This window comes from Aeromonas sp. RU39B, from assembly GCF_900156095.1.
Lineage (GTDB): Bacteria > Pseudomonadota > Gammaproteobacteria > Enterobacterales > Aeromonadaceae > Aeromonas.
Map to the genome: position 1 here is coordinate 324,314 of NZ_FTMJ01000003.1, position 23,405 is coordinate 347,718.

21 protein-coding genes, 6 tRNA genes, 1 other RNA gene and 1 pseudogene are annotated in these 23,405 nt (G+C 57.5%); 7 read left to right on the forward strand and 22 right to left on the reverse strand.

Annotation, left to right across the window (positions count from 1 at the left end):
- Positions 1–34: 34 nt before the first annotated feature.
- The 12 genes and pseudogenes from BW958_RS06840 to pncC form a co-directional block, all read right to left on the reverse strand.
- Positions 35–111: transfer RNA gene (locus BW958_RS06840), tRNA-Arg, on the reverse strand.
- A gap of 57 nt (positions 112–168) precedes the next feature.
- A tRNA-Arg gene (locus BW958_RS06845) sits at positions 169–245 on the reverse strand.
- Positions 246–302: 57 nt separating this feature from the next.
- A tRNA-Arg gene (locus tag BW958_RS06850) sits at positions 303–379 on the reverse strand.
- A gap of 40 nt (positions 380–419) precedes the next feature.
- A tRNA-Arg gene (locus BW958_RS06855) sits at positions 420–496 on the reverse strand.
- Between the two features lie 86 nt (positions 497–582).
- A tRNA-Arg gene (locus BW958_RS06860) sits at positions 583–659 on the reverse strand.
- A gap of 4 nt (positions 660–663) precedes the next feature.
- A tRNA-Ser gene (locus BW958_RS06865) sits at positions 664–756 on the reverse strand.
- A 191-nt stretch (positions 757–947) separates the two neighbouring features.
- Entirely contained in the window at positions 948–1,136 is a 189-nt protein-coding gene (gene csrA, locus BW958_RS06870; protein ID WP_076574984.1) for a carbon storage regulator CsrA, read from the reverse strand.
- Positions 1,137–1,232: 96 nt separating this feature from the next.
- Positions 1,233–2,475: pseudogene (locus BW958_RS06875) on the reverse strand (aspartate kinase); the annotation flags it as partial.
- Between the two features lie 13 nt (positions 2,476–2,488).
- Positions 2,489–5,113 (reverse strand): alanine--tRNA ligase, encoded by a 2,625-nt coding sequence (gene alaS / locus BW958_RS06880; protein ID WP_076574986.1) that lies wholly within the window; start codon positions 5,111–5,113, stop codon positions 2,489–2,491.
- 140 nt (positions 5,114–5,253) lie between these two features.
- Positions 5,254–5,733, reverse strand: a complete 480-nt coding sequence (locus BW958_RS06885; RefSeq protein WP_076574987.1) for a regulatory protein RecX — start codon at positions 5,731–5,733, stop codon at positions 5,254–5,256.
- A 37-nt stretch (positions 5,734–5,770) separates the two neighbouring features.
- Positions 5,771–6,838 (reverse strand): recombinase RecA, encoded by a 1,068-nt coding sequence (recA, locus tag BW958_RS06890; RefSeq protein ID WP_076574988.1) that lies wholly within the window; start codon positions 6,836–6,838, stop codon positions 5,771–5,773.
- Between the two features lie 58 nt (positions 6,839–6,896).
- The gene (gene pncC, locus BW958_RS06895; RefSeq protein WP_076574989.1) at positions 6,897–7,409 is read right to left on the reverse strand and encodes a nicotinamide-nucleotide amidase; all 513 of its coding nucleotides are present in this window, start codon (positions 7,407–7,409) and stop codon (positions 6,897–6,899) included.
- A gap of 124 nt (positions 7,410–7,533) precedes the next feature.
- Between pncC and mutS the strand changes: the two genes are divergently transcribed.
- Positions 7,534–10,110, forward strand: coding sequence for a DNA mismatch repair protein MutS (gene mutS, locus BW958_RS06900; protein WP_143233035.1), 2,577 nt, complete (start codon positions 7,534–7,536; stop codon positions 10,108–10,110).
- Between the two features lie 48 nt (positions 10,111–10,158).
- On the opposite strand, the gene BW958_RS06905 is transcribed toward mutS, so the two are convergent.
- Together BW958_RS06905 and BW958_RS06910 are read right to left on the reverse strand one after the other, a co-directional pair.
- Positions 10,159–11,757 carry a BCCT family transporter gene (locus BW958_RS06905; RefSeq protein WP_076574990.1) on the reverse strand — a complete coding sequence of 533 codons (1,599 nt, stop codon included), beginning with the start codon at positions 11,755–11,757 and terminating at the stop codon, positions 10,159–10,161.
- 9 nt (positions 11,758–11,766) lie between these two features.
- Entirely contained in the window at positions 11,767–12,291 is a 525-nt protein-coding gene (locus BW958_RS06910) for a hypothetical protein (RefSeq protein ID WP_076574991.1), read from the reverse strand.
- 158 nt (positions 12,292–12,449) lie between these two features.
- Between BW958_RS06910 and BW958_RS06915 the strand changes: the two genes are divergently transcribed.
- Positions 12,450–12,929, forward strand: a complete 480-nt coding sequence (locus tag BW958_RS06915) for a MarR family winged helix-turn-helix transcriptional regulator (RefSeq protein WP_076575096.1) — start codon at positions 12,450–12,452, stop codon at positions 12,927–12,929.
- A 50-nt stretch (positions 12,930–12,979) separates the two neighbouring features.
- On the opposite strand, the gene BW958_RS06920 is transcribed toward BW958_RS06915, so the two are convergent.
- Entirely contained in the window at positions 12,980–13,561 is a 582-nt protein-coding gene (locus BW958_RS06920; protein WP_076574992.1) for a YjaG family protein, read from the reverse strand.
- Between the two features lie 144 nt (positions 13,562–13,705).
- Between BW958_RS06920 and BW958_RS06925 the strand changes: the two genes are divergently transcribed.
- A complete protein-coding gene (locus BW958_RS06925) occupies positions 13,706–14,650 on the forward strand; it encodes a D-2-hydroxyacid dehydrogenase (protein WP_076574993.1) in 945 nt (314 codons plus the stop codon).
- A 45-nt stretch (positions 14,651–14,695) separates the two neighbouring features.
- Here the strand turns inward: BW958_RS06925 and rnpB are convergent.
- Both rnpB and rsmI read right to left on the reverse strand, forming a co-directional pair.
- Positions 14,696–15,081, reverse strand: an RNA gene (gene rnpB, locus BW958_RS06930) — RNase P RNA component class A.
- Between the two features lie 57 nt (positions 15,082–15,138).
- On the reverse strand, positions 15,139–15,972 hold the full coding sequence (rsmI, locus tag BW958_RS06935; RefSeq protein WP_076574994.1) for a 16S rRNA (cytidine(1402)-2'-O)-methyltransferase: 834 nt from the start codon (positions 15,970–15,972) through the stop codon (positions 15,139–15,141).
- 81 nt (positions 15,973–16,053) lie between these two features.
- Here rsmI and BW958_RS06940 point away from each other — a divergent pair, with 81 nt between their 5' ends.
- Genes BW958_RS06940 through dolP form a run of 4 tightly spaced genes read left to right on the forward strand, consistent with a single transcriptional unit; the run spans position 16,054 to position 19,495 of the window.
- Positions 16,054–18,000 carry a penicillin-binding protein activator gene (locus tag BW958_RS06940; protein WP_083687260.1) on the forward strand — a complete coding sequence of 649 codons (1,947 nt, stop codon included), beginning with the start codon at positions 16,054–16,056 and terminating at the stop codon, positions 17,998–18,000.
- Positions 17,933–18,313: a YraN family protein gene (locus BW958_RS06945; RefSeq protein WP_076574995.1), complete on the forward strand. Its 381-nt coding sequence runs from the start codon at positions 17,933–17,935 to the stop codon at positions 18,311–18,313. The genes BW958_RS06940 and BW958_RS06945 overlap by 68 nt, the downstream gene beginning before the upstream one ends.
- A 9-nt stretch (positions 18,314–18,322) precedes the next feature.
- Positions 18,323–18,913: a D-sedoheptulose-7-phosphate isomerase gene (locus BW958_RS06950; protein WP_076574996.1), complete on the forward strand. Its 591-nt coding sequence runs from the start codon at positions 18,323–18,325 to the stop codon at positions 18,911–18,913.
- Between the two features lie 3 nt (positions 18,914–18,916).
- Complete coding sequence (gene dolP / locus BW958_RS06955) at positions 18,917–19,495, forward strand: division/outer membrane stress-associated lipid-binding lipoprotein (protein WP_076574997.1); 579 nt, start codon at positions 18,917–18,919, stop codon at positions 19,493–19,495.
- 60 nt (positions 19,496–19,555) lie between these two features.
- Here dolP and BW958_RS06960 read toward each other — a convergent pair whose 3' ends face one another.
- The 5 genes from BW958_RS06960 to petA form a co-directional block, all read right to left on the reverse strand.
- A complete protein-coding gene (locus BW958_RS06960; RefSeq protein ID WP_179078829.1) occupies positions 19,556–19,972 on the reverse strand; it encodes a ClpXP protease specificity-enhancing factor in 417 nt (138 codons plus the stop codon).
- A 14-nt stretch (positions 19,973–19,986) separates the two neighbouring features.
- Complete coding sequence (sspA, locus tag BW958_RS06965; RefSeq protein ID WP_076574999.1) at positions 19,987–20,616, reverse strand: stringent starvation protein SspA; 630 nt, start codon at positions 20,614–20,616, stop codon at positions 19,987–19,989.
- 85 nt (positions 20,617–20,701) lie between these two features.
- On the reverse strand, positions 20,702–21,436 hold the full coding sequence (locus BW958_RS06970) for a cytochrome c1 (RefSeq protein ID WP_076575000.1): 735 nt from the start codon (positions 21,434–21,436) through the stop codon (positions 20,702–20,704).
- Positions 21,433–22,650, reverse strand: coding sequence for a cytochrome b (locus BW958_RS06975; RefSeq protein WP_076575001.1), 1,218 nt, complete (start codon positions 22,648–22,650; stop codon positions 21,433–21,435). The genes BW958_RS06970 and BW958_RS06975 overlap by 4 nt, the downstream gene beginning before the upstream one ends.
- 2 nt (positions 22,651–22,652) lie before the next feature.
- Positions 22,653–23,243 carry a ubiquinol-cytochrome c reductase iron-sulfur subunit gene (petA, locus tag BW958_RS06980; RefSeq protein ID WP_076575002.1) on the reverse strand — a complete coding sequence of 197 codons (591 nt, stop codon included), beginning with the start codon at positions 23,241–23,243 and terminating at the stop codon, positions 22,653–22,655.
- Between the last annotated feature and the right edge of the window lie 162 nt (positions 23,244–23,405).

Sequence of the window (23,405 nt, forward strand, 5' to 3'; positions counted from 1 at the left end):
TACAAGGCCCCGCAATTGCAGGGCCTTGGAAAAATGGCGCGCCCGAGAGGATTCGAACCTCTGACCGCCTGGTTCGTAGCCAGGTACTCTATCCAGCTGAGCTACGGGCGCGCAGAAACTTTTTACATTGTCAGCTTATCAGCCAAGGCTGGCAAGCGTTCAGAATAATGGCGCGCCCGAGAGGATTCGAACCTCTGACCGCCTGGTTCGTAGCCAGGTACTCTATCCAGCTGAGCTACGGGCGCGCAGAAACTTTTTGCATTGTCGGCTTATCAGCCAAGGCTGGCAAGCGTTCAGAATAATGGCGCGCCCGAGAGGATTCGAACCTCTGACCGCCTGGTTCGTAGCCAGGTACTCTATCCAGCTGAGCTACGGGCGCACAATGGTCAATGTTATCTTTCAGCCAGGTTCGCTTAGAATGGCGCGCTCGAGAGGATTCGAACCTCTGACCGCCTGGTTCGTAGCCAGGTACTCTATCCAGCTGAGCTACGAGCGCGTCGTTTAAAGCGATAAAAAAAAGCTTACTGACCAGTAAGCCTTCTTTCGATGCCGGTTACCCAGCAAGTCCACCTTGGACTGAAATGGCGCGCCCGAGAGGATTCGAACCTCTGACCGCCTGGTTCGTAGCCAGGTACTCTATCCAGCTGAGCTACGGGCGCTAAATGGCGGTGAAGGAGGGATTCGAACCCTCGATGCGGGTATAAGCCGCATACTCCCTTAGCAGGGGAGCGCCTTCAGCCTCTCGGCCACCTCACCGTCGCGGGGCCAGATATTACTTTACGGGGCAGATTAGTCAAACACTTTTTCCCGAAAAGAGTGCGTTCGGTCAGCAAATGGCCAAAGCGTGGAAATTTCAGGCTATTTTCGTCCCAGCCCTTGATTTACGCGGGATAAGCGCAAAGCTGGAAAACAAAAGGCGACCGCTGTGGGTCGCCTTTGATTGCCGCTTAGTAGCCCGGTTGACCCGGCTCTTTTTCGGCTTGAATGCGCATGTAGATCTCTTCGCGGTGAACGGAGACTTCCTTCGGCGCGTTGACGCCAATGCGCACCTGGTTTCCTTTCACACCCAGAACGGTGACAGTCACTTCATCACCGATCATCAGGGTTTCCCCTACACGACGGGTCAAAATCAGCATTCGCTTGCTCCTGTATCCTGTTATTTTTTAGTCAGTTGTTACAGCCATTATCCAACAAACCACTGTAAATAGTAAGTGGCTGAAACTAACCCAAGCGGGGTTGCGTCCAAGCCTGCTCCTGCGGCGGCTGGTCAAGGGCAAACGCCTCATGCAGCGAGCGCACCGCCGGCTCAAGCCAACGCTCGTCAATCACGACCGAAATCTTGATCTCGGAGGTAGAGATCTGCTGCATGTTGATCCCCTGCTCACCGAGCACCCGGAACATGGTTCGCGCGACGCCCGGATGATTCCACATGCCGACCCCGACGATAGAGACCTTGGCAATCGCTTCATTGCCCTGCACACAGGCCGCCCCCAGCTCGGAAGCCGTGTTCTCGAGCAGAACCCGAGCCCGACGGAAGTCGTCACGATTTACCGTGAAGGTAAAATCTGCCGTACCATCCCCCAATGAATTCTGAACAATCATATCGACGTCGATATTGGCGTCGCTGATGGGGTTCAGGATCTGGGCTGCCACGGTGGGGCGATCCGGCACACCAAGTATAGTGAGGCTGGCCTCGTTGCGGTTGAAGGCTATCCCGGATACCAAGGGTGCTTCCATCCGTTCACCTCCATATGTGATGAGGGTTCCTTCCCCTTCAGTAAAGCTCGAGAGTACGCGAAGCGGTACCCGATATTTACCGGCAAACTCCACCGAACGGATCTGCAGCACCTTGGCGCCGAGGCTCGCCATCTCCAGCATCTCTTCGAAGGTGATGGTCGAGAGGCGACGGGCCTTGGGCTCCACCCGTGGGTCGGTGGTATAAACACCGTCCACATCGGTGAAAATTTGGCACTCATCGGCACCGATCGCAGCCGCCACAGCGACCGCCGTGGTATCTGAGCCACCGCGTCCCAGCGTCGTGATGGCGTTATGCTCATCACGCCCCTGGAAGCCGGCAATCACCACCACCTTACCGGCAGCGAGCTGCGCGCGTACCGGCTCAGTGTCGATATGGCTGATGCGAGCCTTGCCATAGGCCGAATCGGTATGAATACGCACCTGATCCCCGGTCATCGAGACAGCGGGGCAACCGCGCCGGTTTAGCGCAATCGCCAACAGGGCAATGGTCACCTGCTCGCCGGTCGAAATCAGCACGTCCACCTCACGGTGGCCGGCATCCGGATCCAGTTGCTTGGCCATCCCCAGTAGACGGTTGGTCTCGCCGGACATGGCCGAGACCACCACGACCACATCATGGCCTTGTGCGCGGGTCCGTTGGACCCGCTCAGCGACAGCCTCGATACGCTCCAGAGAGCCTACCGAGGTGCCACCGTATTTCTGTACATAAACAGCCACAGCTCACCCGCGCTTACAGACGCTCGCTCAACCAGGCCTGAGCAGCCGTGAGGGCCGCCGGCAGGGCTGCCGGTTCGGTACCACCTGCCTGGGCCATATCAGGACGGCCACCGCCCTTGCCACCGACTTGCTGGGCAACCAGATTAACCAGCTCACCCGCCTTGACCTTACCGGTCAGGTCCTGGGTAACACCGGCGATCAGGTTAACCTTGCCGTCAGCGACAGTAGCCAGCAGGATCACGGCGGAGTGCAGCTGGTTCTTCAGCTCATCCATGGTGGTGCGCAGCGATTTGGCTTCAACCCCTTCCAGCGTGGCAATCAGCGCCTTCTGGCCATTGATGTCGATAACTTTGCCGAGCAGGTCAGTACCGGCTTGTGCCGCCAGCTTGGCCTTGAGCTGCTCCAGCTCGCGCTCCAGGCTCTTGGACTTGTCGATCACCTGACGTACCTTCTCGGCCAGGGAGAAGTGATCACCCTTGACCAGTGCGGCAGTCTCTTCGATCTGCTCGTCGAGCTGATGCATGAAGTCGATAGCGCCCTTGCCGGTCACCGCTTCAATACGGCGCACACCGGCCGCGATACCACCTTCGGAGACAATCTTGAACACACCGATGTCGCCGGTGCGGCCAGCGTGAGTACCACCACACAACTCGGTGGAGTAGTCACCCATGGTCACCACGCGCACTTCGTCATCGTACTTCTCGCCAAACAGCGCCATGGCACCGGAAGCCTTGGCCGAGTCGAGATCCATCAGACGGGTCGCCACTTCATGGTTGGCGCGGATCTGGGCATTGACCAGCTCTTCGATGCGACGCAGGGTGGCCATGGTCAGGCCTTCGAAGTGGGAGAAGTCAAAGCGCATGCGCTCAGCGCCGACCAACGAGCCCTTCTGAGCCACGTGATCACCCAGCGCTTGACGCAGTGCAGCATGCAGCAGGTGGGTGACGGAGTGGTTCAGCGCGATGGATTGGCGACGAGCCGCATCCACTTCCGCGGTCACGGCAGCACCGGATTGCAGTGAACCCTGCTCCATGTAGCCCTTGTGAATGACCGCCTTGCCCGCCTTGCGGGTGTCGGTCACGGCAAACAGGCCGCTATCGGTGCGAATCACACCGGTATCGCCCACCTGACCGCCTGATTCGGCGTAGAAAGGCGTCTGCTCCAGCACCAGCACCGCTTCATCGCCGGTCGCCAGGCTCGCCACTTCGTCAGTACCTTGATAGATACCCACGATACGGCTCTGCTCAACCAGACTCTTGTAGCCAGTGAAGCTGGTTTCGACATCGAGTTTCAGCATGTCGTTGTAGTTCACGCCGAAGCTGGAGGCTTCCTTGGCGCGGGCGCGCTGCTTATTCATTTCAGCCTGGAAACCGGCTTCGTCGATACCGATGTTGCGCTCGCGCACCACATCAGCGGTCAGATCAGCCGGGAAACCATAGGTGTCATAGAGTTTGAAGACCACGTCACCGGGGATCTCTTTGGCATCACCCAGCTCGGCCAGCGCCTCTTCGAGCAGCAGCAGACCACGGTCGAGGGTACGCACAAACTGCTCTTCTTCGACGCGCAGCACGCGCTCGACCATCTCTTGCTGAGCCTGCAACTCTTCAGCCACATCCTTCATCTGGGTGGCCAGTTCGCCCACCAGCTTGAAGAAGAAGACGTCGGTGGCGCCCAATTTGCGACCATGACGGACGGCACGACGAATGATGCGGCGCAGCACATAGCCACGGCCTTCGTTGGACGGCAGCACGCCATCAGCAATCAGGAAGGCGCAGGAACGGATATGGTCGGCGATCACGCGCAGGGACTGGTTGCCCAGATCAGTGGTGCCAACTACGTCGGCAGCCTTCTTAATGAGAGCCTGGAAGATGTCGATTTCGTAGTTGGAGTGGACGCCCTGCATGATGGCAGAGATACGCTCCAGACCCATGCCGGTATCTACCGACGGACGCGGCAGCGGTTGCATGGTGCCATCAGCCTGACGGTTGAACTGCATGAAGACCACGTTCCAGATCTCGATAAAGCGGTCACCGTCCTCTTCCGGTGAGCCGGGGGGGCCTCCCCAGATGTGGTCGCCGTGGTCATAGAAAATCTCGGTGCAGGGACCGCACGGGCCGGTATCACCCATGGCCCAGAAGTTATCGGATGCATACGGCGCACCCTTGTTGTCACCGATGCGCACAATGCGATCGGTCGGCACACCCACTTCCTTGGCCCAAATGTCATGTGCCTCGTCGTCGGTGGCGTAAACGGTCACCAGCAGACGCTCTTTCGGCAGCTGCAGCACCTCGGTCAGGAAACACCAGGCGAACTTGATAGCATCGTGCTTGAAATAGTCACCGAAGCTGAAGTTACCGAGCATTTCAAAGAAGGTGTGGTGGCGGGCGGTGTAGCCCACGTTTTCCAGGTCATTATGCTTGCCACCCGCACGGACACAACGTTGCGAGGTGGTGGCGCGGCTGTAGGCACGCTTGTCGCCACCGAGGAAAACATCCTTGAACTGGTTCATCCCCGCGTTGGTAAACAGCAGGGTCGGGTCGTTGTGAGGAACCAGGGAGCTGGATGTCACCACCTGGTGTCCCTGGGTGCGGAAATACTCGAGAAACGCGCTGCGAATCTCAGACGTGGACATATACATGGAAAATCCTGATAGATACGTAAACGGACTTTTGACCGCAATAATGTAAGTTTTCTGCCTCGTAAAGTAAAACTGACCAGCCCTGTGACGGTGAAAAAACAGCCCCTGGCCGCAGGATGCGTCAGGGGCTGTGAAGTTTGCTATGCGTCGGTGTCGCGGCTCAGGCACTGCGCCAAGGCATAACGAGCCTGCTCCTGGGTAAATCCCCGCCCTAGCAGGCTGCGCAGCAACTTGGCGCGGCCTTTGGCATCAGTGAGCTCGGATAACTTACTTTTGCGCGCCAGCCAGTCGGCCGCCAGCTCAAACCAGTCAGGCTCCTCGCAGGTCAGCGCCGCCGTAATATCGCTATCGGACAGCCCTTTGCGCCGCAGCTCAAAACGAACCTTCTGTGGCCCGTAATGGCGGCGCGAGAGGCTTCGCACCAGCATGGCGGCATAACGGGTGTCATCCACCCAGCCGCTGGCCTTGCAGCGGGCCACCACCTCGGCACAGAGAGCCTCGTCAAAGCCGCTGCGTGAAAGTCTGCTCGCTAACTCGCGCTCACCGCTCTCTTTGCTGGCCAGACTGCGCATGGCGAAGTTAAGGGCATCGGTGAGCGTCTTTTCACTGTTTTCTGACATAAAAACAATCAGGCCGGGTTTCCCCGGCCTGCTCTAATCAGAATTCCTGCTCGTCGAACGCTTCTTCTTCGTCGCTGTCACCAGCGCTGGTTGCCGCGCTGCCGGTCGCCTTATGCTGATCGCTCAGCAGCAGTTCACGCAGCTTGGCTTCGAGCTCTTCGGCCATCGCCTTGTTCTCGACCAGCAGCTTCATGACGTTGGCCTTGCCCTGACCGATCTTCTCGCCGTTGTAGCTATACCAGGCACCAGATTTTTCGATGAGCTTGTGCTTAACGCCCAAGTCCACCAGTTCGCCCTCTTTGGAGATACCGGCACCGTACATGATCTGGAACTCGGCCTGCTTGAACGGCGGGGCTACCTTGTTCTTGACCACTTTGACGCGAGTTTCGTTACCTACCACCTCTTCACCATCCTTGATGGCGCCGGTACGGCGAATATCCAGACGCACGGAGGCGTAGAACTTCAGCGCGTTACCACCGGTGGTGGTTTCGGGGTTGCCGAACATGACGCCAATCTTCATACGAATCTGGTTGATGAAGATGCACAGGCAGTTGGCATTTTTGATGTTGGCGGTGAGCTTACGCAGGGCCTGGGACATCAGACGAGCCTGCAGACCCACGTGGGAGTCACCCATCTCGCCTTCAATTTCAGCCTTCGGCGTCAGGGCGGCCACCGAGTCAACGATGATGACATCCACCGCGCCGGAGCGCACCAGCATGTCGCAAATCTCGAGCGCCTGCTCACCGGTATCCGGCTGGGAGACCAGCAGATCGTCCACGTTGACGCCCAGCTTGGCGGCATAGATCGGGTCCAGTGCGTGTTCGGCATCGACGAAGGCGCAGGTTTTGCCCTTCTTTTGCGCTTCGGCAATCACCTGAAGTGTCAGGGTGGTTTTACCGGAAGATTCCGGGCCGTAAATCTCTACGATCCGGCCACACGGCAGACCACCGATCCCGAGCGCGATATCCAGAGAAAGAGAACCGGTGGAGACGGCTTCGATATCCATGGTCTGGGAGTCGCCCAGACGCATGATGGAGCCCTTGCCAAACTGTTTTTCAATCTGGCCCAGCGCTGCCGCCAGTGCCTTCTGCTTGTTCTGATCCATGCCTATCTCCGCTGGACATCGTCATGATTGGGAAAGTGGTGGTAAGTATACTGTCTATTCATACAGTATCAAGTCCCTTTTGCGTGACCAGTGCCAGCAAACCGGACAGCGCTTGTGCCACAGCCTGACGCCGCACAGCATGGCGGTCACCATCAAAGCGCACGAGTAACGCTTCGGCCCGGCCACTTTTCTCGGCCCAGGCAAACCAGACGGTGCCGACCGGCTTGAACTCACTGCCGCCCCCCGGGCCGGCAATGCCGCTCACCGCCACGGCGATATCGCTATGGGAGCGCGCCAGGGCACCGCGCGCCATCTCCAGCACCACCGCCTCACTGACCGCGCCATAGCTGGTCAGACTGGCGCTACTGACGCCCAGCATCTCTTGCTTGGCCTCGTTGGTATAAGTCACGAAGCTGCGATCAAACCAGCCCGAACTGCCGGCAATCTCGGTGACCGCACACGCAATGCCGCCACCGGTGCAAGATTCGGCGGTCACCATCCACATGCCGCGATCAGCCAGGGCGCGGCCAAGTTGACTGGCCAATTCATAGATTCGGTTTTCCAGGTTCATCACTTCTCCTTGCAGGCCAGAGACGCTCGCTATCACCCGCATTATGGATCAGGGTCGCCACCGCTGACGAGGCAACATAGAATAGCCGCCATTGGCCCACGCCTCCTCTGGTTTTGACATGACGATGAGCGAATTCGAACTGATGCCCAGTGCCCCGGCTGTCGCACTGAGCCAGCACACCCCCATGATGCAGCAATATCTCAGCCTCAAGGCGGAGAATCCCGATATCTTGCTGTTTTATCGCATGGGCGATTTTTATGAGCTGTTCTATGACGATGCGCGCAAAGCGGCGCAGCTGCTGGATATCTCACTGACCAAACGCGGCCAATCCGCCGGTAGCCCCATTCCGATGGCGGGTGTGCCTTATCACGCCATCGAGGGCTATCTGGCCAAGCTCGTGCAGCTCGGCGAGTCGGCTGCCATCTGCGAGCAGGTCGGCGATCCGGCCACCAGCAAGGGGCCGGTTGAGCGCAAGGTGATCCGCATCGTCACGCCAGGTACTGTCTCGGATGAAGCATTGCTCACCGAGCGCCAGGACAACCTGATTGCCGCCGTCTATCACGATGGCCGCCTGTTTGGTTACGGCACCCTCGATATCAGCTCCGGCCGCTTTTTTATCAACCAGTTCGCCAAGGAAGAGACTCTGATGGCCGAGCTGCAGCGCACCAATCCGGCGGAGCTGCTCTATCCGGAGTCGTTCGAATTCCTGCGGCATATTGAAAATCGCCGCGGCTTGCGCCGCCGCCCGGAGTGGGAATTTGAGCTCGGCACGGCCCGCAAGCTGTTGTGCCAACAGTTCGGCACCCAGGATCTGGTCGGTTTTGGGGTCGACAAGAGTGACACCGCACTGTGCGCAGCCGGTTGCCTGCTGCAATACGTCAAGGATACCCAGCGCACCGCCCTGCCCCACATCCGTGGGGTACGCCTTGAGCAACCAGATCATGCGGTCATCATGGATGCCGCCACCCGCCGCAATCTGGAGCTGACCCAGAATCTGGCCGGCGGCACCGAGAACACGCTGGCCGATGTGCTGGATCGCACTGCCACGCCGATGGGTAGCCGCCTGCTCAAGCGCTGGTTGCATCAGCCGATCCGCGATCGGGTGATCCTCAAAGGGCGCCAGAGCACCATTCGCGAGCTGATCGAGCAAAACCTCTACGACGAGCTGGCCGAACTGCTGCGCCAGGTCGGCGATGTGGAGCGGGTGCTGGCACGTCTGGCGCTGCGCTCGGCCCGCCCACGCGATCTTACCCGCCTGCGTCAGGCCTTTACCCAGTTGCCGCATATTCAGCAGCTTTTAGCCGGCAACCAGCACGAAGCGCTGCAGCAACTGAGCGAGCGGGCCAGCACCTTCCCGGAGCTGCGTGATCTGCTCAAGCGGGCCGTGATGGAGAACCCGCCGGTGGTGATCCGCGATGGCGGCGTCATCAATGATGGCTACCACGAAGAGCTCGACGAGCTGCGAGATCTCGCCAACGGCGCGACCGCCAGTCTGGCTCGTATTGAAGAGCGAGAAAAGGCACTGACCGGTATCAGCACCCTCAAGGTGGGTTACAACAAGGTGCACGGTTTTTATATCGAGGTGAGCCGCGCCAACAGCCATCTGGTACCGGCCCACTATATCCGCCGTCAGACGCTCAAAAACAACGAACGCTACATCATCGACGAGCTGAAAAAGTACGAAGATCGGGTGCTGACGGCCCAGGCTCAGGCGCTGGCACTGGAAAAGCGCCTCTATGAAGAGCTGCTCGACCAGCTGCTGCCCCATCTGGCCGAGTTGCAGGAGTCCGCCGCCGCGCTGTCAGAGCTCGACGTACTGGCCAATCTGGCGGAGCGGGCCGAAACCCTCAATTACTGCTGCCCCGAGCTGGTCAATGACGATCACATCGAGATTGAGGCCGGTCGCCATCCGGTGGTAGAGCAGGTGATGACAGACCCGTTTATCGCCAACCCCATCACCCTGCATCGCAATCGGCGCATGCTAATCATCACTGGCCCCAACATGGGGGGTAAATCGACCTATATGCGTCAGACGGCCCTCATCGTGCTGCTGGCCCATATCGGCGCTTTCGTACCGGCCGAACAGGCGGTGATTGGCCCCATCGATCGCATCTTCACCCGGATTGGCGCCTCGGACGATCTGGCCTCGGGCCGCTCGACCTTTATGGTGGAGATGACCGAGACCGCCAACATCCTCAATAACGCCACGGCCCAGAGTCTGGTGCTGATGGATGAAATTGGCCGCGGCACCAGCACTTACGACGGTCTGTCGCTGGCCTGGGCCTGCGCCGAGCAGCTGGCGAGCAAAATTGGCGCCTATACCCTGTTTGCCACCCACTACTTTGAGATGACCCGCCTGCCGGAGCTGCTCCAAGGGTTGGCCAACGTGCATCTCGATGCGGTCGAACACGGCGATACCATCGCGTTTATGCACGCCGTACAGGAAGGCGCCGCCAGCCGCTCTTACGGTCTGCAAGTTGCCGCACTGGCCGGTGTGCCAAAACCGGTCATCCATCAGGCGCGCCACAAGCTGGCCGAGCTGGAAAGCGGCGCGCATACGCCGCCACAAGCGGGCACAGTGCGTCCGCTGCCAGAGCCACTGCCTCACCCTGTGGTCGAAGAGCTATCGGCCATCAAGCCCGACGAGCTGACTCCGCGTCAGGCGCTGGATCTTCTTTACCGACTCAAGCAGTTGTTGTAATCAGAGAAAAAAAGGGAACCGAATGGTTCCCTTTTTTTCCCACAAACATTATGCCGGACCAATACGGTCAACCAGATTGAGATGCGGCAAGCCACCCTGTTGGCGTAAAGTCTGATGATATTCCCTCTGTCGCTGACTCTCTCGCTTCAGGCCTGAGATCAGGGAGTAACACATCGCCAGCATAATCACCGAGAATGGCAGTGCGGCAATAATACTGGCAGCCTGCAAAGCAGCCAACCCACCTGATACTAACAAGATGGCTGCAACCAATCCCTGCCCTAGCCCCCACACAACCCGGTGCAATACCGGTGGCTCCTCAGCCCCGATCGAGAGCAGTGTCGTAATAACCAACGTCCCGGAATCACTGGATGTAATGAAATAGGTGCAGATCAGTAATGTCAGCACGCCCTTGGCGATCAGCCCAATGGCTCCCCAGTCCATCATCTCAATGGTTTTATACAGCGCCAGCGTGACATCATCATTGACCGCGGCAGCCACTCCGCCTTGACCAAACAGTTCAAAATGAATGGCTGTTCCACCAAACACATTGAGCCACAACAGCCCCAGCAACGAGGGAACTAACAGAACACCGAGCACAAACTCGCGGATAGTTCGTCCCTTTGAGATGCGTGCGATAAACATGCCGACAAATGGAGCCCAAGCAATCCACCACCCCCAGTAAAATGCCGTCCATGCCGATTGCCAGGGAGAGGTTCCATTCGCTTCGGTATTGGTCCAAAAACTCAGGCGTACAATGTTTTGCAGATAATCACCGATGTTCTGCACATACCCATTGAGCAGATAGGTGGTCGGCCCCAGCGCCAAAAACAGCAGCAAAATAAAAACACTCAGCCAGACGTTCAGCTCAGAGAGCAATTTGACCCCGCGCCCCACCCCCGAAACAGCCGATAACGTGGCAATCACACTGATGATACCGATTAACCACAGCTGGTTACCTTGAGACACTTCCAGCCCGAATATCTGGTTTAAACCAGTATTCATCTGCGCCACACCAAGCCCCAGGGATGTGGCAACCCCGAACACGGTTCCAAACACCGCCAGCACATCTGCTGCATGGCCCCAGATGCCGTAAATTCGCTCTTTAAGCAGGGGATAAAGCACCGAGCGGATCGCTAACGGTAATTTGCGTCGATAGCTAAAAAACGCCAAGGATAACCCGACAATCACATAGATAGCCCAAGGATGGAGCCCCCAGTGAAAGAAGGTAAGCCGCATTGCTACTTGGGCGGCCTCTGGCGTCATTCCTTCCTTGATAAACGGGTTGGATTGTAAGTGGTACATGGGTTCAGCAATGCTCCAAAACACCAATCCAATGCCCATTCCGGCACTGAACAACATGGCAAACCATGAGAAATAGCCGAACTCGGGCTCTTGATCGTCATCTCCGAGCTTGATGCTGCCAAAGCGACTGAACATCAGATAGATAGCAAAAAACAGAAACAGCGCCACCACCAGAATGTAGTACCACTTGAAGCCTGCAATAATGGAGTCCTTAGCCCCGGTGAACCAAACGCCCGCGGTCTCGGGGTCAAACATGCCCAGCAGCAGGAAGAGCGTGATTATGGTCAGTGCCGTCAACGCCATGGTCGGGTTCAGCCCCTTAAAAAAACCAGTTTTTGCTCGCATCCGACCTCCTTACTGCTGATTAAAGAACTCTTCGCCGACATGGTCACCGGCCCCGCCAATAGCACGATATACAAGCTGACCGGCAGCCAACTCACGGTGGTCGACCAACGTGACCGAAGGTTGTCCATTCACAGCTGGCCGTTTACCCAGAAAGATCGCCATCGGAACACCAACATTGGAAATTCCACTGGTGATCCAAAGGCGATTAAAGTCGTAACTGCCACCAATGAACTCGAGTTGTGCCAGCCCATTATCGAGGCCCGACAGGTAGAAGTGCATGGCCGTGTCACTGGGAAACAGGTGAATGAGGAGATACGCATAGCGAAGTTCATTCACCAACTCCTTTAAGCTGAAAGCACCTGTTTGACTGCACGATAAAGGTAGCTCGCCATCATAGTGATGTACTTTCAGATTGTTAGGGTCTTCCTCATATACCGGCTGATAACGAATAAACGCTGATGTATCAGGAAGCTCATAACGAATTCGGACAACTTTAAGCGCATCCACAAGGCTTCTTATATCCTGGTTTTGCATGGTTTTCTCCTATAAAACTGATTGTAAAATCAGCAAAAGAGGACCACCTTAACACAAATGTACTTAGAGCAATAATCATTATAATTCTATGAATTGACCCCACAGCACACCAGCAGGAGAATAGTTATCTCCCTTCCGGCTTGGTGTCAGACAACATTGTGGAAAGACATGACGAGGTTTTGGTGGCGTTACGGCAAATAATCCGCGCCATCGATATGCATTCAAAAAGATTGATCAAAGAAGCCGGGCTGACCGCGCCACAACTGTTGTTACTCAAAGGAATGGCTGAACTGGGAGAGACGTCGATGAGGCAACTGGCGGATCACACCAATATGAGCCAGGCCACAGCGACAACCATCATGGACCGCTTGGAGAGCAAAGGATTAGTGCGTCGCATACGTAGCGAAGATGACAAACGCAAGGTGTTCGCGAGCCTGACAGAAGCCGGAGTGACACTGCTTCGTGACGCCCCGACGCCACTTCAGGAGCACTTTATTCGTCGCTTCAAAGGGCTAGCGCAGTGGGAGCAAACCCAACTGCTCTCATCGTTACAGCGAATTTCGGCCATGATGAATGCTGATGCAATAGACGCCGCGCCGGTACTCAGTGTGCACCCGCTGACCGACGATCAGTCATAAAAAAGCTCCCATCGGGAGCTTTCTGTCAACCTTGCAAGCAGAGAGGGCAATCAATCCTCAAGGCTGATACCAATATTGGAGATCCCGCCTTGAGCAGCAAACTGTTTGATGGCCAGAATACGGTCACTGTCGCGCTCGAAGGCGACCTTTTTCAGTAACTCAACCTGAAACTCCAGCTCTCCTTCAAAGAGCTCGTGTTCGTAGAGCTCTTCGTCATCCATCTCGCGGTCTTCCAGCATCTCAACAAAGCCAGCGACGCAGCCCACCGAGGCATAGCTCGACTCTTCGGCCTCTTCGCCCACCCGGCATACCACTGAGTTGTAGGCGCAGCCCAACGCCACACAGGCATCCAGTGCCGGATAAGCGCCGTAGCTTTCAAACTTGGTCGGGTCCGGAATCTCGTCTTCAAACGCTTCCAAGATAGAGCTCAAGTTCACGCGGGAGCCTTTGACCGTCAGGTATTCCCACATGTGATCTAGGGTCTGGCGAAACGCCTGAGCACTCCCAAAACCGGATGTTTGGGAGAACAGGGCATAGTTGGGATACATGCGCTCGGCCAAGGCCAGGGCAAAGACGGTCTGTTGCCAGGGTTGCAGCTCGTTGAGCCGCTTGTAGAACTTGTCACCGAACACGGGAGACTCCTCTTAATCGATTGCCGCGAATTGTATCGCAAGCAGCCGGTATCGGCGAAATGAAAAGGAGGGCTGGTCGGCTATCTTGTCCTCTCGGAATCGGTAAGATGAAAAGAGATACCGCTCAAACAAGGACCAACAATAATGAGCCAACGCACCCTGCTGCTGCTAAGTCAGGACAATGCCCAGTATGAACGGCTGATCAAAACCGCCAACCTGCCCCATCTTCGTATTCTGCGCGCCGACACTCAGGACGAGGCGGCCCGCCTGATTGGGGAGGCCCATATCCTGCTGGCTGAACCGGCCCGAGCCCAACCGCTGCTGGAACACGCCCGCAAGCTCACCTGGCTGCAATCGACCTACGCCGGAGTCGATATTCTGGTGCAACCCGGCCAGCGCCGCGATTACCAACTCACCAATGTGCGCGGCATCTTTGGCCCCTTGATGAGCGAATATGTGTTTGGCCATCTGCTCTCTCTGACTCGTCAGATTGCCAATTACCGCGAGCAGCAGCGGCAGAAACTGTGGCAGAGCCGTCCTTATGAGAGTTTGGCCGGCAAGACCTTGCTGGTGCTCGGCACCGGCAGCATCGGTCAGCATATTGCCCGCACCGGCCAGCACTTTGGCATGAAGGTGCTCGGTGTCAGCCGCAGTGGCCGCGAGCGGGAGGGATTTTCGCAGGTGTATCAATTGCCGGCACTGGATCGGTTGCTGCCGCAGGCCGACGTGATTGTAAGCGTGCTCCCCTCCACCCGGGAGACCCGCCATTTGTTCAACGCCACCCGTTTTGGCCAGATGAAATCGAGCGCCATCTTCTTTAACGTCGGGCGCGGCTCGGCAGTCGATAGCGAGGCGCTGCTGATGGCCCTGCGCACCGGCAAGCTCGGCTATGCGGTACTCGATGTATTCGAGCAGGAGCCGCTAGCGGCAGAGAGTCCACTGTGGCCACAGCCCAATCTCGTAATCACGCCACACAACAGCGCTTACAGCTTCCCCGAGGATGTGGCACAGATCTTCGTGCGTAACTACATCCGCTATATCGAGGGGCAGCCGCTGGAGGGCAAGATCGATTTCGACAAGGGTTACTGACACACAAAAAGTTGAGGCCCGACATCGCTGTCGGGCCTCAATAATAGGTGGAGTCGGCCTGTAAGCCGGGTTCTGTACCGGGTTGCCCCGGTGGCAATCATTCCTCTAGGCCTGCAATCGCTCGCAGGCTCCAGCAACCTACCCGCCCCCAACGCGGGCCGCGCCAAAGGGGGCCTATTTGGTCTTGCTTCGGGTGGAGTTTACCGTGCCACGAACTGTTGCCAGTCGCGCGGTGCGCTCTTACCGCACCCTTTCACCCTTACCTGATCCCTTGCGGGCCATCGGCGGTCTGCTCTCTGTTGCACTGGTCGTAGGCTTGCGCCTCCCAGGCGTTACCTGGCACCCTGCCCTATGAAGCCCGGACTTTCCTCCCCTCCGCCCGTCTGTCCCGAAAGACACAACGACGAAGCAGCGATTGCCCGGCCAACTCCGGGCGCGGATTATAGCCTTCCTTTTACGCTCAGGTAAACCAACATCGGCCGCAGGGCTTAGAAATGTTCCAGCCCATACTTGTAAAGGGCGTTCTTTTTCACGTCGTGGATCTCGGCGCACAGGGCAGCTGCCTTCTTCAGCGGCAACTCGGCTACCAGCAAACCGAGGGTACGAATCGCCTCGGCAGGCAGATCGTCACTCTCTTTGCGCGCCCCCGCCACCACCAGCACCATCTCGCCCTTGACGCGATTGTCATCTTCCGCGAGCCAGGTCAGCAGCTCGGAAGCCGGCAACCCATGGATGCTCTCAAAGGTCTTGGTCAGCTCTCGGGCCAGCACCACCTGACGCTCGCCCAGAATCCGGGCGATCGCCTCAATGGTGTCGGTCACCCGGCGTGGGGATTCATAGAACACCAGAGTACGCGGCTCGTCGACCAGCGCCTGCAGCTTGTCATCCCGCCCCTTGGCTTTGGCGGGCAAAAAACCCTCGAAGGCGAAGCGGTCAGTGGGCAGGCCGGCGGCTGACAGCGCCGTGATAGCGGCGCACGGACCAGGCAGTGGCACCACTTTAACCCCGGCTTCGCGACAGCGGGTGACCAAGTGATATCCGGGATCACTGATGAGCGGCGTACCAGCGTCGGAGACTAATGCGATATTTTTTCCTTCCCGAATGCGGCCAATCAGCACCTCGGCTTTCTGCTGCTCGTTGTGATCATGCAGGGCAAAGGTCGGCACTGAAATCTGGTAATGCGCCAGCAAAATACCGGTATGGCGGGTATCTTCGGCAGCAATCAGATCCACCCGGCGCAGGGTGTCGAGGGCACGCTGGGTAATGTCGGCCAGATTTCCGATCGGGGTGGGAACGATATAAAGAGTGGGGATGTCGTTCATGGGGTCTCCGCGTGCCCCGACAATTGTGTCGCCATAGTGGCACGTTTACACTATGGGGAATTTTCAGACACGGGTCGGGGTATGAACTTGAACCGGTTTACAAAACAGCTAAGTGTAACACGACTCGCCGGCATCCTGCTTGCCGGTATCCTGGTCACCGCCTGCGCCTCTGGCCCGGGCAGTGAAGAGCCCAAAGGGGTCCCGTCGCCGTTCAGCCGGGTCACCAAGGAGGCGTCTTGGTATCTGGATCAGGTCGACGACCAGAAACCGCAAGACGCCTTTACCTGGCAGATCCTGGCGGCGCGCAGCTATCTTGCTACCGGCAAGCCGGCTGAAGCGGCCAAGCTGCTCAAGGCCCTGCGCAAGCAAGCCAAGAGCGCCGCACAGTTTGCCCAGTTGCAGTTGCTCGAAGCTCATGTGGTGCTCGCCAAGGGTAATGCCAAGGGCGCACTGGCGCTGCTTGGCAAAAAGCCGGCCACCAAGCTGGATGTCGATACCGATAAAGACTGGTATCTGCAACGCGCCGCCCTGCAGCTCGACAACAAGGATCGCTTTGGCGCAGCCAAGAGCCTGATTGCGCTCGATCCGTTGTTGCAAGAAGAGGCGCTCAAAGAGAACCACCGCCAGATCTGGGTGCTGTTGCAAGGCATGACCCCGGCAACCCTGCAGTCACTGCAGGACGCAGCCCCGCCAGATGTCACCACCGGTTGGTTGCAACTGGCCGAGCTGGTCAATCAATACGGAGCCCAGCCCGATCAGCTGGTGCGTCAGCTGCATCTGTGGAAACGCAGTTTCCCGAAACACCCGGCATTGGGTGACATGCCGGCGGGCCTAGACAAGCTGCTGGAGGTCGAGTTGACCACTCCGCTGCAAGCCGCCGTCATGCTGCCGCTGTCGGGCAACCTTGCCGTGCAGGGTCAGGCGATTCAAAACGGGATCCTGATGTCTTACAAGCAGAGCGGCGGCCAGCTCAAGGTGAAGTTCTACGACACCCAGGCGCATGCCATTCCCGCTCTGTATAGCCAGGCGCTTAAAGACGGTGCCGACATCATCATCGGCCCGCTGCTCAAAGACCGTGTGCAAGAGCTGATGACGCTCAAGCCGACCATTCCGGTACTGGCCCTCAACGAGATCGACAAACCGGTCACCGGCGACAAGTACTACTACTTCTCGCTCTCTGCCGCGTCCGATGCCGCTCAGGCCGCCCGTTATCTGCACGAGCAGGGCTATCGTCAGCCACTGGTGCTGGCGGCGCAGGATCGTATCGGCTATGCCAGCGTGCAGAGCTTCGACAAAGCCTGGCAGGAAGCGAGCGGTGGCCGCGCCATCATCGCCACCTTTGGCGGTCGTCAGGAGATTGAAGGCATGGTGCGCAGCGCCCTGAGCGGCAAGGCTGCGGCAGGCCGGATCCAGCCGGTGGCCAGCAATGAGGCTGAGCAGCACAATACCTTCAACGGTATCGACGCCGCCTACATCGTCGGCAACCCGACCGAGACCCGCTCCATCAAGCCCTACATCGACTTCAACGTCAGTCAGGCCAAGGGGGGACTTGCCACCTTTACCGCTGCGCGCGGTTATGACAGTGCCAGCCGCGAAGTGCTGCCGGAGCTCAACGGGCTGCATATCTCTGACATGCCGCTGCTACTGGGTCACAACGACGATATTCTGCAGCAGGTCCAGGTGCTGTGGCCGCAGTTGCAAGGTGACAACCTGCGTCTGTTCGCCATGGGCTATGATGCCTTTACCCTGACCAGCAAGCTGCAGCAGTTGCGCGCATCGCCCTCCCTGTCCCTGTCCGGTCTCACTGGTCAGATCAGTGTTGACCCGAGCGGTGTCATCCTGCGGCAACCTGTCTGGGGTGTATATAACAACGGCATCGTCCGTGACGGCTCTCTGCCGCCGCCGGCGACCGACACCAGCAACCAGACCGGCACCAGCAATGAAGCAACTCCTCAACCGGATGCAGCAACGCCTGAGCAGCCTGCTGCAAGCGGGGACAACACGGATCAGCAAGGGCAGGCACTTTGAGCTGATCGCTGAAAAGAGGCTGCAGGCCGCAGGCCTGCAACCTCTTTGGCGCAATTATCGCTGCCGTGGCGGCGAAATTGACCTTATCATGCGCCACGACCAGACCTTGGTATTTGTTGAAGTGCGCCACCGAGCCGATCGCGGCCATGGTGGCGCTGCTGCGTCTATCACCCGCAGCAAACAACAAAAAGTGCAACTGGCGGCCCGCCATTACCTGCAACAACATGGATTGAACGAGGCTCAGCAAGCCTGTCGCTTCGATGTTGTGGTGTTTGAGGGGGAGCTGCCGGAGTGGATCCAGAATGCGTTTTAAGAGGAAAAGATGACAGACCGCATCAAAGAGAATTACACCGAAAGCATCCAGACCAAGATCGCTGCCGCTGAAGGATTGCATGACGCCATTCATACTGCGGCTCAGATGATCACCATCTGCCTGCTCAACGGTAACAAGGTGCTGTCCTGTGGCAACGGACCCTCTGCGGCGCTGGCCCAGCTGTTCATTGCCGAACTGATGAACCGCTATGAGACCGAGCGCCCTTCCCTGCCGGGGCTGGCACTGACCCCGGACATGGCCACCATCAGCGCCATTGCCACCGATACCGGCTTTGAAGAGGTGTATGCCAAGCAGATCCGCGCACTCGGGCAACCGGGGGATATTCTGCTGGCGGTGACCACCTCCGGTCACAGCCGCAGCCTTATCAAAGCGGCTGAAGCGGCGCTGTCGCGCGACATGACCATCGTGGTGCTCAGCGGCGGCGACGGCGGCGAGATTGCCGGTCTGCTCGGCCCGAATGATGTGGAGATCCGCGTGCCGTCGGCTCGTTCACCGAGAATTCTTGAGGTGCACCTGTTGACCCTGCACTGTCTCTGTGATCTCATCGACCAGACACTTTTCCCGCAACAGGAAGATTGAACGATGAAGAAGACTAGCCTTCTGATTGCTCTTTTGACCAGCGCCCTGCTGTTGCAGGGGTGTGCTGCAGTGATTGCCGGCGGCGCTGCCACCACCGCCAAGGTAGCTGGCGATCGCAGAACCTTTGGTGCCCAGTGGGACGATCAGTCGATCGAGCTCAAAGCGGCGAACCTGATCGCTGACCAAAAGCAAATGGCCGATGCCAGCAAGATCAGCGTCTACAGCAATAATGGGCGCGTGCTGCTGATTGGCCAGACACCGACTGACGCCTACAAGCAGGAAGCAGGCCGCATCGTCAGCCGTATTCAGGGCGTGCGCCACGTCTATAACGAGTTGCAGATCGGTCGCCCGGTCAATATCAGCGTACGCAGCAATGACACCTGGATCACCTCCAAGGTGCGGGCTGACATGCTGGGGACCAAGAACTTCGACAGCGGTAAGGTCAAGGTGGTCACCGAGAACGGTGTCGTCTATCTGATTGGTCTGGTGACTCGTCAGGAAGGTGAAAAGGCCGTCGAAATCGCACGCCGCGTCAGCGGTGTGAAGCGGGTAGTTAAAGCCTTCGAATTTGCCCAGAACTGACAATAGCTGTCACAGAGACAAAAAACGCAGCCGATTGGCTGCGTTTTCTTTTGGCGTCAATTACTTGATGACCTTAAGGCTGGGACGGCCACCGGGTCTCGGCGGCTGTGGACCGTCACCTTCGGCGGGAGCCTCATCATCATCCTTTTCAAGCCAGGCTTCATAGCCGGGCTCGGGAGGAAACACGGTTCCCACGCCATTTTCACGGGCATGGATGGCAACCACGGCCGCCATCGGCACATACACCTGCTGCGCCACCCCGCCAAAACGAGCGCTGAAGCTGATGGCTTCATTGTCCATCTGATAACCGCCCACGGCGCGTGGCGCGATATTGAGGACAATCTGCCCGTTCTGGACATACTGCATGGGGACCATCACATGCGGGACATTGACGTTGACCACCAAATGAGGAGTCAAGTCATTGTCCAGCAGCCAGTCATAAAACGCCCGCAGCAGATAAGGGCGGCTGGGCGTCATCATCATTTCCATGCTTATGCACCGAGACGAATTTCGCGCTCGGCCTCAGTGAGGGATGCCTGGAAGGATTCACGTTCGAACAGGCGCACCATGTAAGCCTTGAGCTCCTTGGCACCACGACCGGTCAGGTCGATACCGAGGGTCGGCAAACGCCACAGCAGCGGTGCCATATAGCAATCCACCAGACCGAACTCTTCGCTCATGAAATAGGGCATCTCGGTGAAGATAGGCGCGATAGCCAGCAGGTTATCACGCAGTTCGTTACGCGCAGCTTCAACGTCCACACCGCTCATGATCTTGTCAGCCAGCGAGTACCAGTCGAGTTCGATGCGATGCATCATCAGACGGCTGTTACCGCGCGCCACCGGGTAAACCGGCATCAGCGGCGGATGGGGGAAGCGCTCGTCCAGATATTCCATAATGATGCGCGAGGTATACAGCGCCAGCTCGCGATCCACCAAGGTCGGAACAGTGTTGTACGGGTTCAGTTCGGCCAGCTCTTCCGGCAGATTATCCATATCAACCTGGCAAATATCGACACTGACGCCCTTTTCGGCCAGCACGATGCGCACCTGATGGCTGAACATATCATTGGCACCGGAAAACAGCGTCATCACAGAACGCTTATTGGCAGCTACAGCCATTGACCCCTCCAGTCATTAAAAAGCAGAAACGGCAATGAAGCGATGGGCTTCATTGCCGTACACAATTTTACCCTTTTCTGGTCGCTTAGTGAACGTCGCGCCAGTATTCCTTCTTCAACAGTACGGTAAGGATGAAGAAGATCACGATGAACCCCAGTACCCAGAAGCCCAGGCGTTCACGCTCAAGCTGGACGGGCTCACCCGAATAGACGAGGAAGTTTACCAGATCGAGCACCGTCTGGTCATATTCTTCCGGACTTAGTTCACCGTTTCCGTCAGAAACTATGCTGTGCGGCACCTTTACCTCCTCACCATTGACCACTTCAGTGGCGTAATGCAGGCGTGGAGTCCCTTGCAGCGGCTCCAGCACATGAGGCATGGCAACGGAAGGAAATAGCAGGTTGTTGACGCCGGTCGGACGCGACGGGTCCACATAGAACGAGTGCAGATAGGTATAAAGCCAGTCGGCACCGCGTACGCGCGCTACCAGAGTCAGATCCGGTGGCGGAGCCCCAAACCACTTGGCAGCTTCCTTGTCAGAGACCGCATTTTTCATCAAGTCGCCCATCTTGGCGCCATTGAAGATGATGTTCTCCTTCATCAGATCCTCAGGAATGCCGAGATCCTCGGCCACCCGGTTATAGCGTTGATACTGGGTGCTGTGGCAGCCAAAACAGTAGTTCATGAAGGTGGTCAGCCCGCGCTGCAGCGATGCTTTATCCGTCAGATCGTAGGCCGCCTTGTCAAGTTTAACTGCGTCACCGGACGCCATGACCAGGGAGGGCAACAGGGCGAGCATGGCAATGATCATTTTTTTCATTTTGATGTCACCCTCTCCGGCAGCGGCTTGGTTCGCTCATTTTTGCTGTAGAAAAACAGCAGGACGAAGAAACCGAAGTAACCCAAGGTACAGATTTGGGCAATGATGGTCAGGGTCGGCGTAGATGGCAGTACCCCCAAAACCCCGAGCACCACAAAGCAGACCACGAATTGGGCAATGTTGAGCCGATGTAGCAAGCTGCGGTAGCGAACAGAGCGAACTTTGCAGCGATCCAACCAGGGCAGCAGGAACAGGATCACGATCGACAAGCCCATCATGATGACGCCCAGTAACTTGTCCGGCACTGCCCGCAAGATGGCGTAGAAGGGGGTGAAGTACCACACCGGCGCGATGTGTGGTGGCGTTTTCAGGCCATTGGCAACTTCGAAGTTCGGTTTTTCGAGGAAGTAACCGAACATGTCGGGTTTAAAGAAGATGACCAGACTGAACAGGAACAGGAAACCGGCAACCCCAACCATGTCCTTCACGGTGAAATAAGGATGGAATGCCACCGCATCCAGCGGCCAGCCGTTTTCATCCTTGTGCTGCTTGATATCAATGCCGTCCGGGTTGTTCGAGCCAACCTCATGCAGCGCCAAAATGTGCATCGCGACCAGCAGCACGAGTACCAGCGGCAGGGCTATCACATGCAGGGCAAAGAAGCGGTTAAGGGTGGCCCCCGAGATGACGTAGTCACCGCGGATCCACAGAGTCAGGTCGTCACCAATGACCGGAATGGCACCAAACAGCGAGATGATGACCTGCGCCCCCCAGAACGACATCTGGCCCCACGGCAGCAGATAGCCCATAAAGGCTTCGGCCATCAGCACCAGGAAGATCAGCATCCCGAAGATCCACAACAGCTCACGCGGCTTTTGGTACGAACCGTAGATCATGCCGCGAAACATATGCAGATAGACCACGATAAAGAACGCCGAGGCGCCGGTCGAGTGCATATAGCGCAGCAACCAGCCGTAATCGACGTCTCGCATGATGTACTCCACCGAAGCAAATGCGCCCTCGGCGGAGGGGTTGTAGTTCATGGTCAGCCAGATACCGGTAATGATCTGGTTGACCAGCACCAACATCGCCAGTGAGCCAAAAAAATACCAGAAGTTAAGGTTTTTCGGCGCCGGATACTTGGCCATGTGATCGTTGTACATGGCGGTGAGCGGAAAGCGGTCATCAATCCAGCCCATCAGTTTGGTCAACATGATCAGGCCTCCTTGCCGTCGTCACCCACCAATAGGGTGGTGTCGTTAATAAACTGGTAGGGGGGAATAACCAGATTGAGCGGTGCCGGCACCCCTTGGAATACCCGCCCGGCCATGTCGAATTTGGAGCCGTGGCAAGGGCAGAAGAAACCGGACGTAACTCCTTCCACCTGTTCGCCAAAGTTGTCCGGCAGGAAGGTGGGCGAACAGCCCAAATGAGTGCAAATACCAACCGCCACAAAGATTTCCGGCTTGATAGAGCGGTGCACATTCTGGGCATAGTCCGGCTGCTGCGGCTCTTCCGAGTGGGGATCGCGCAGAACAGTGTCATGAGTGGCCAGTCCGTCCAGCATGGCCTTGGTGCGATTGACCACCCACACTGGCTTGCCACGCCACTCAACCCGGATCAGCTGTCCGGGTTCGAGTTTGCTGATATCCACTTCGACCGGAGCGCCAGCCGCCTTGGCCTTGGCACTCGGATTCCATGATTTGATAAAGGGTACAGCGGTAAATGCAGCTCCAATCCCGCCAACGGCCACCGTTGACCAAGTCAGAAATCTGCGACGACTGCTATCAGCTGGCGCATTGCTCATCCAGAGGCTCTCCCATGTTCATCCCGCGCATTATTCTGCTTCCATACCACCGTATCCATGTGGCAATCATGGCGGTCTCACGGTGTATAATTGTCACACAAAAATCGCGGAATTATTAAGAAAAAGATAAAAGCGGAGGTGTTTTTGGGATCTTGCGCCAAA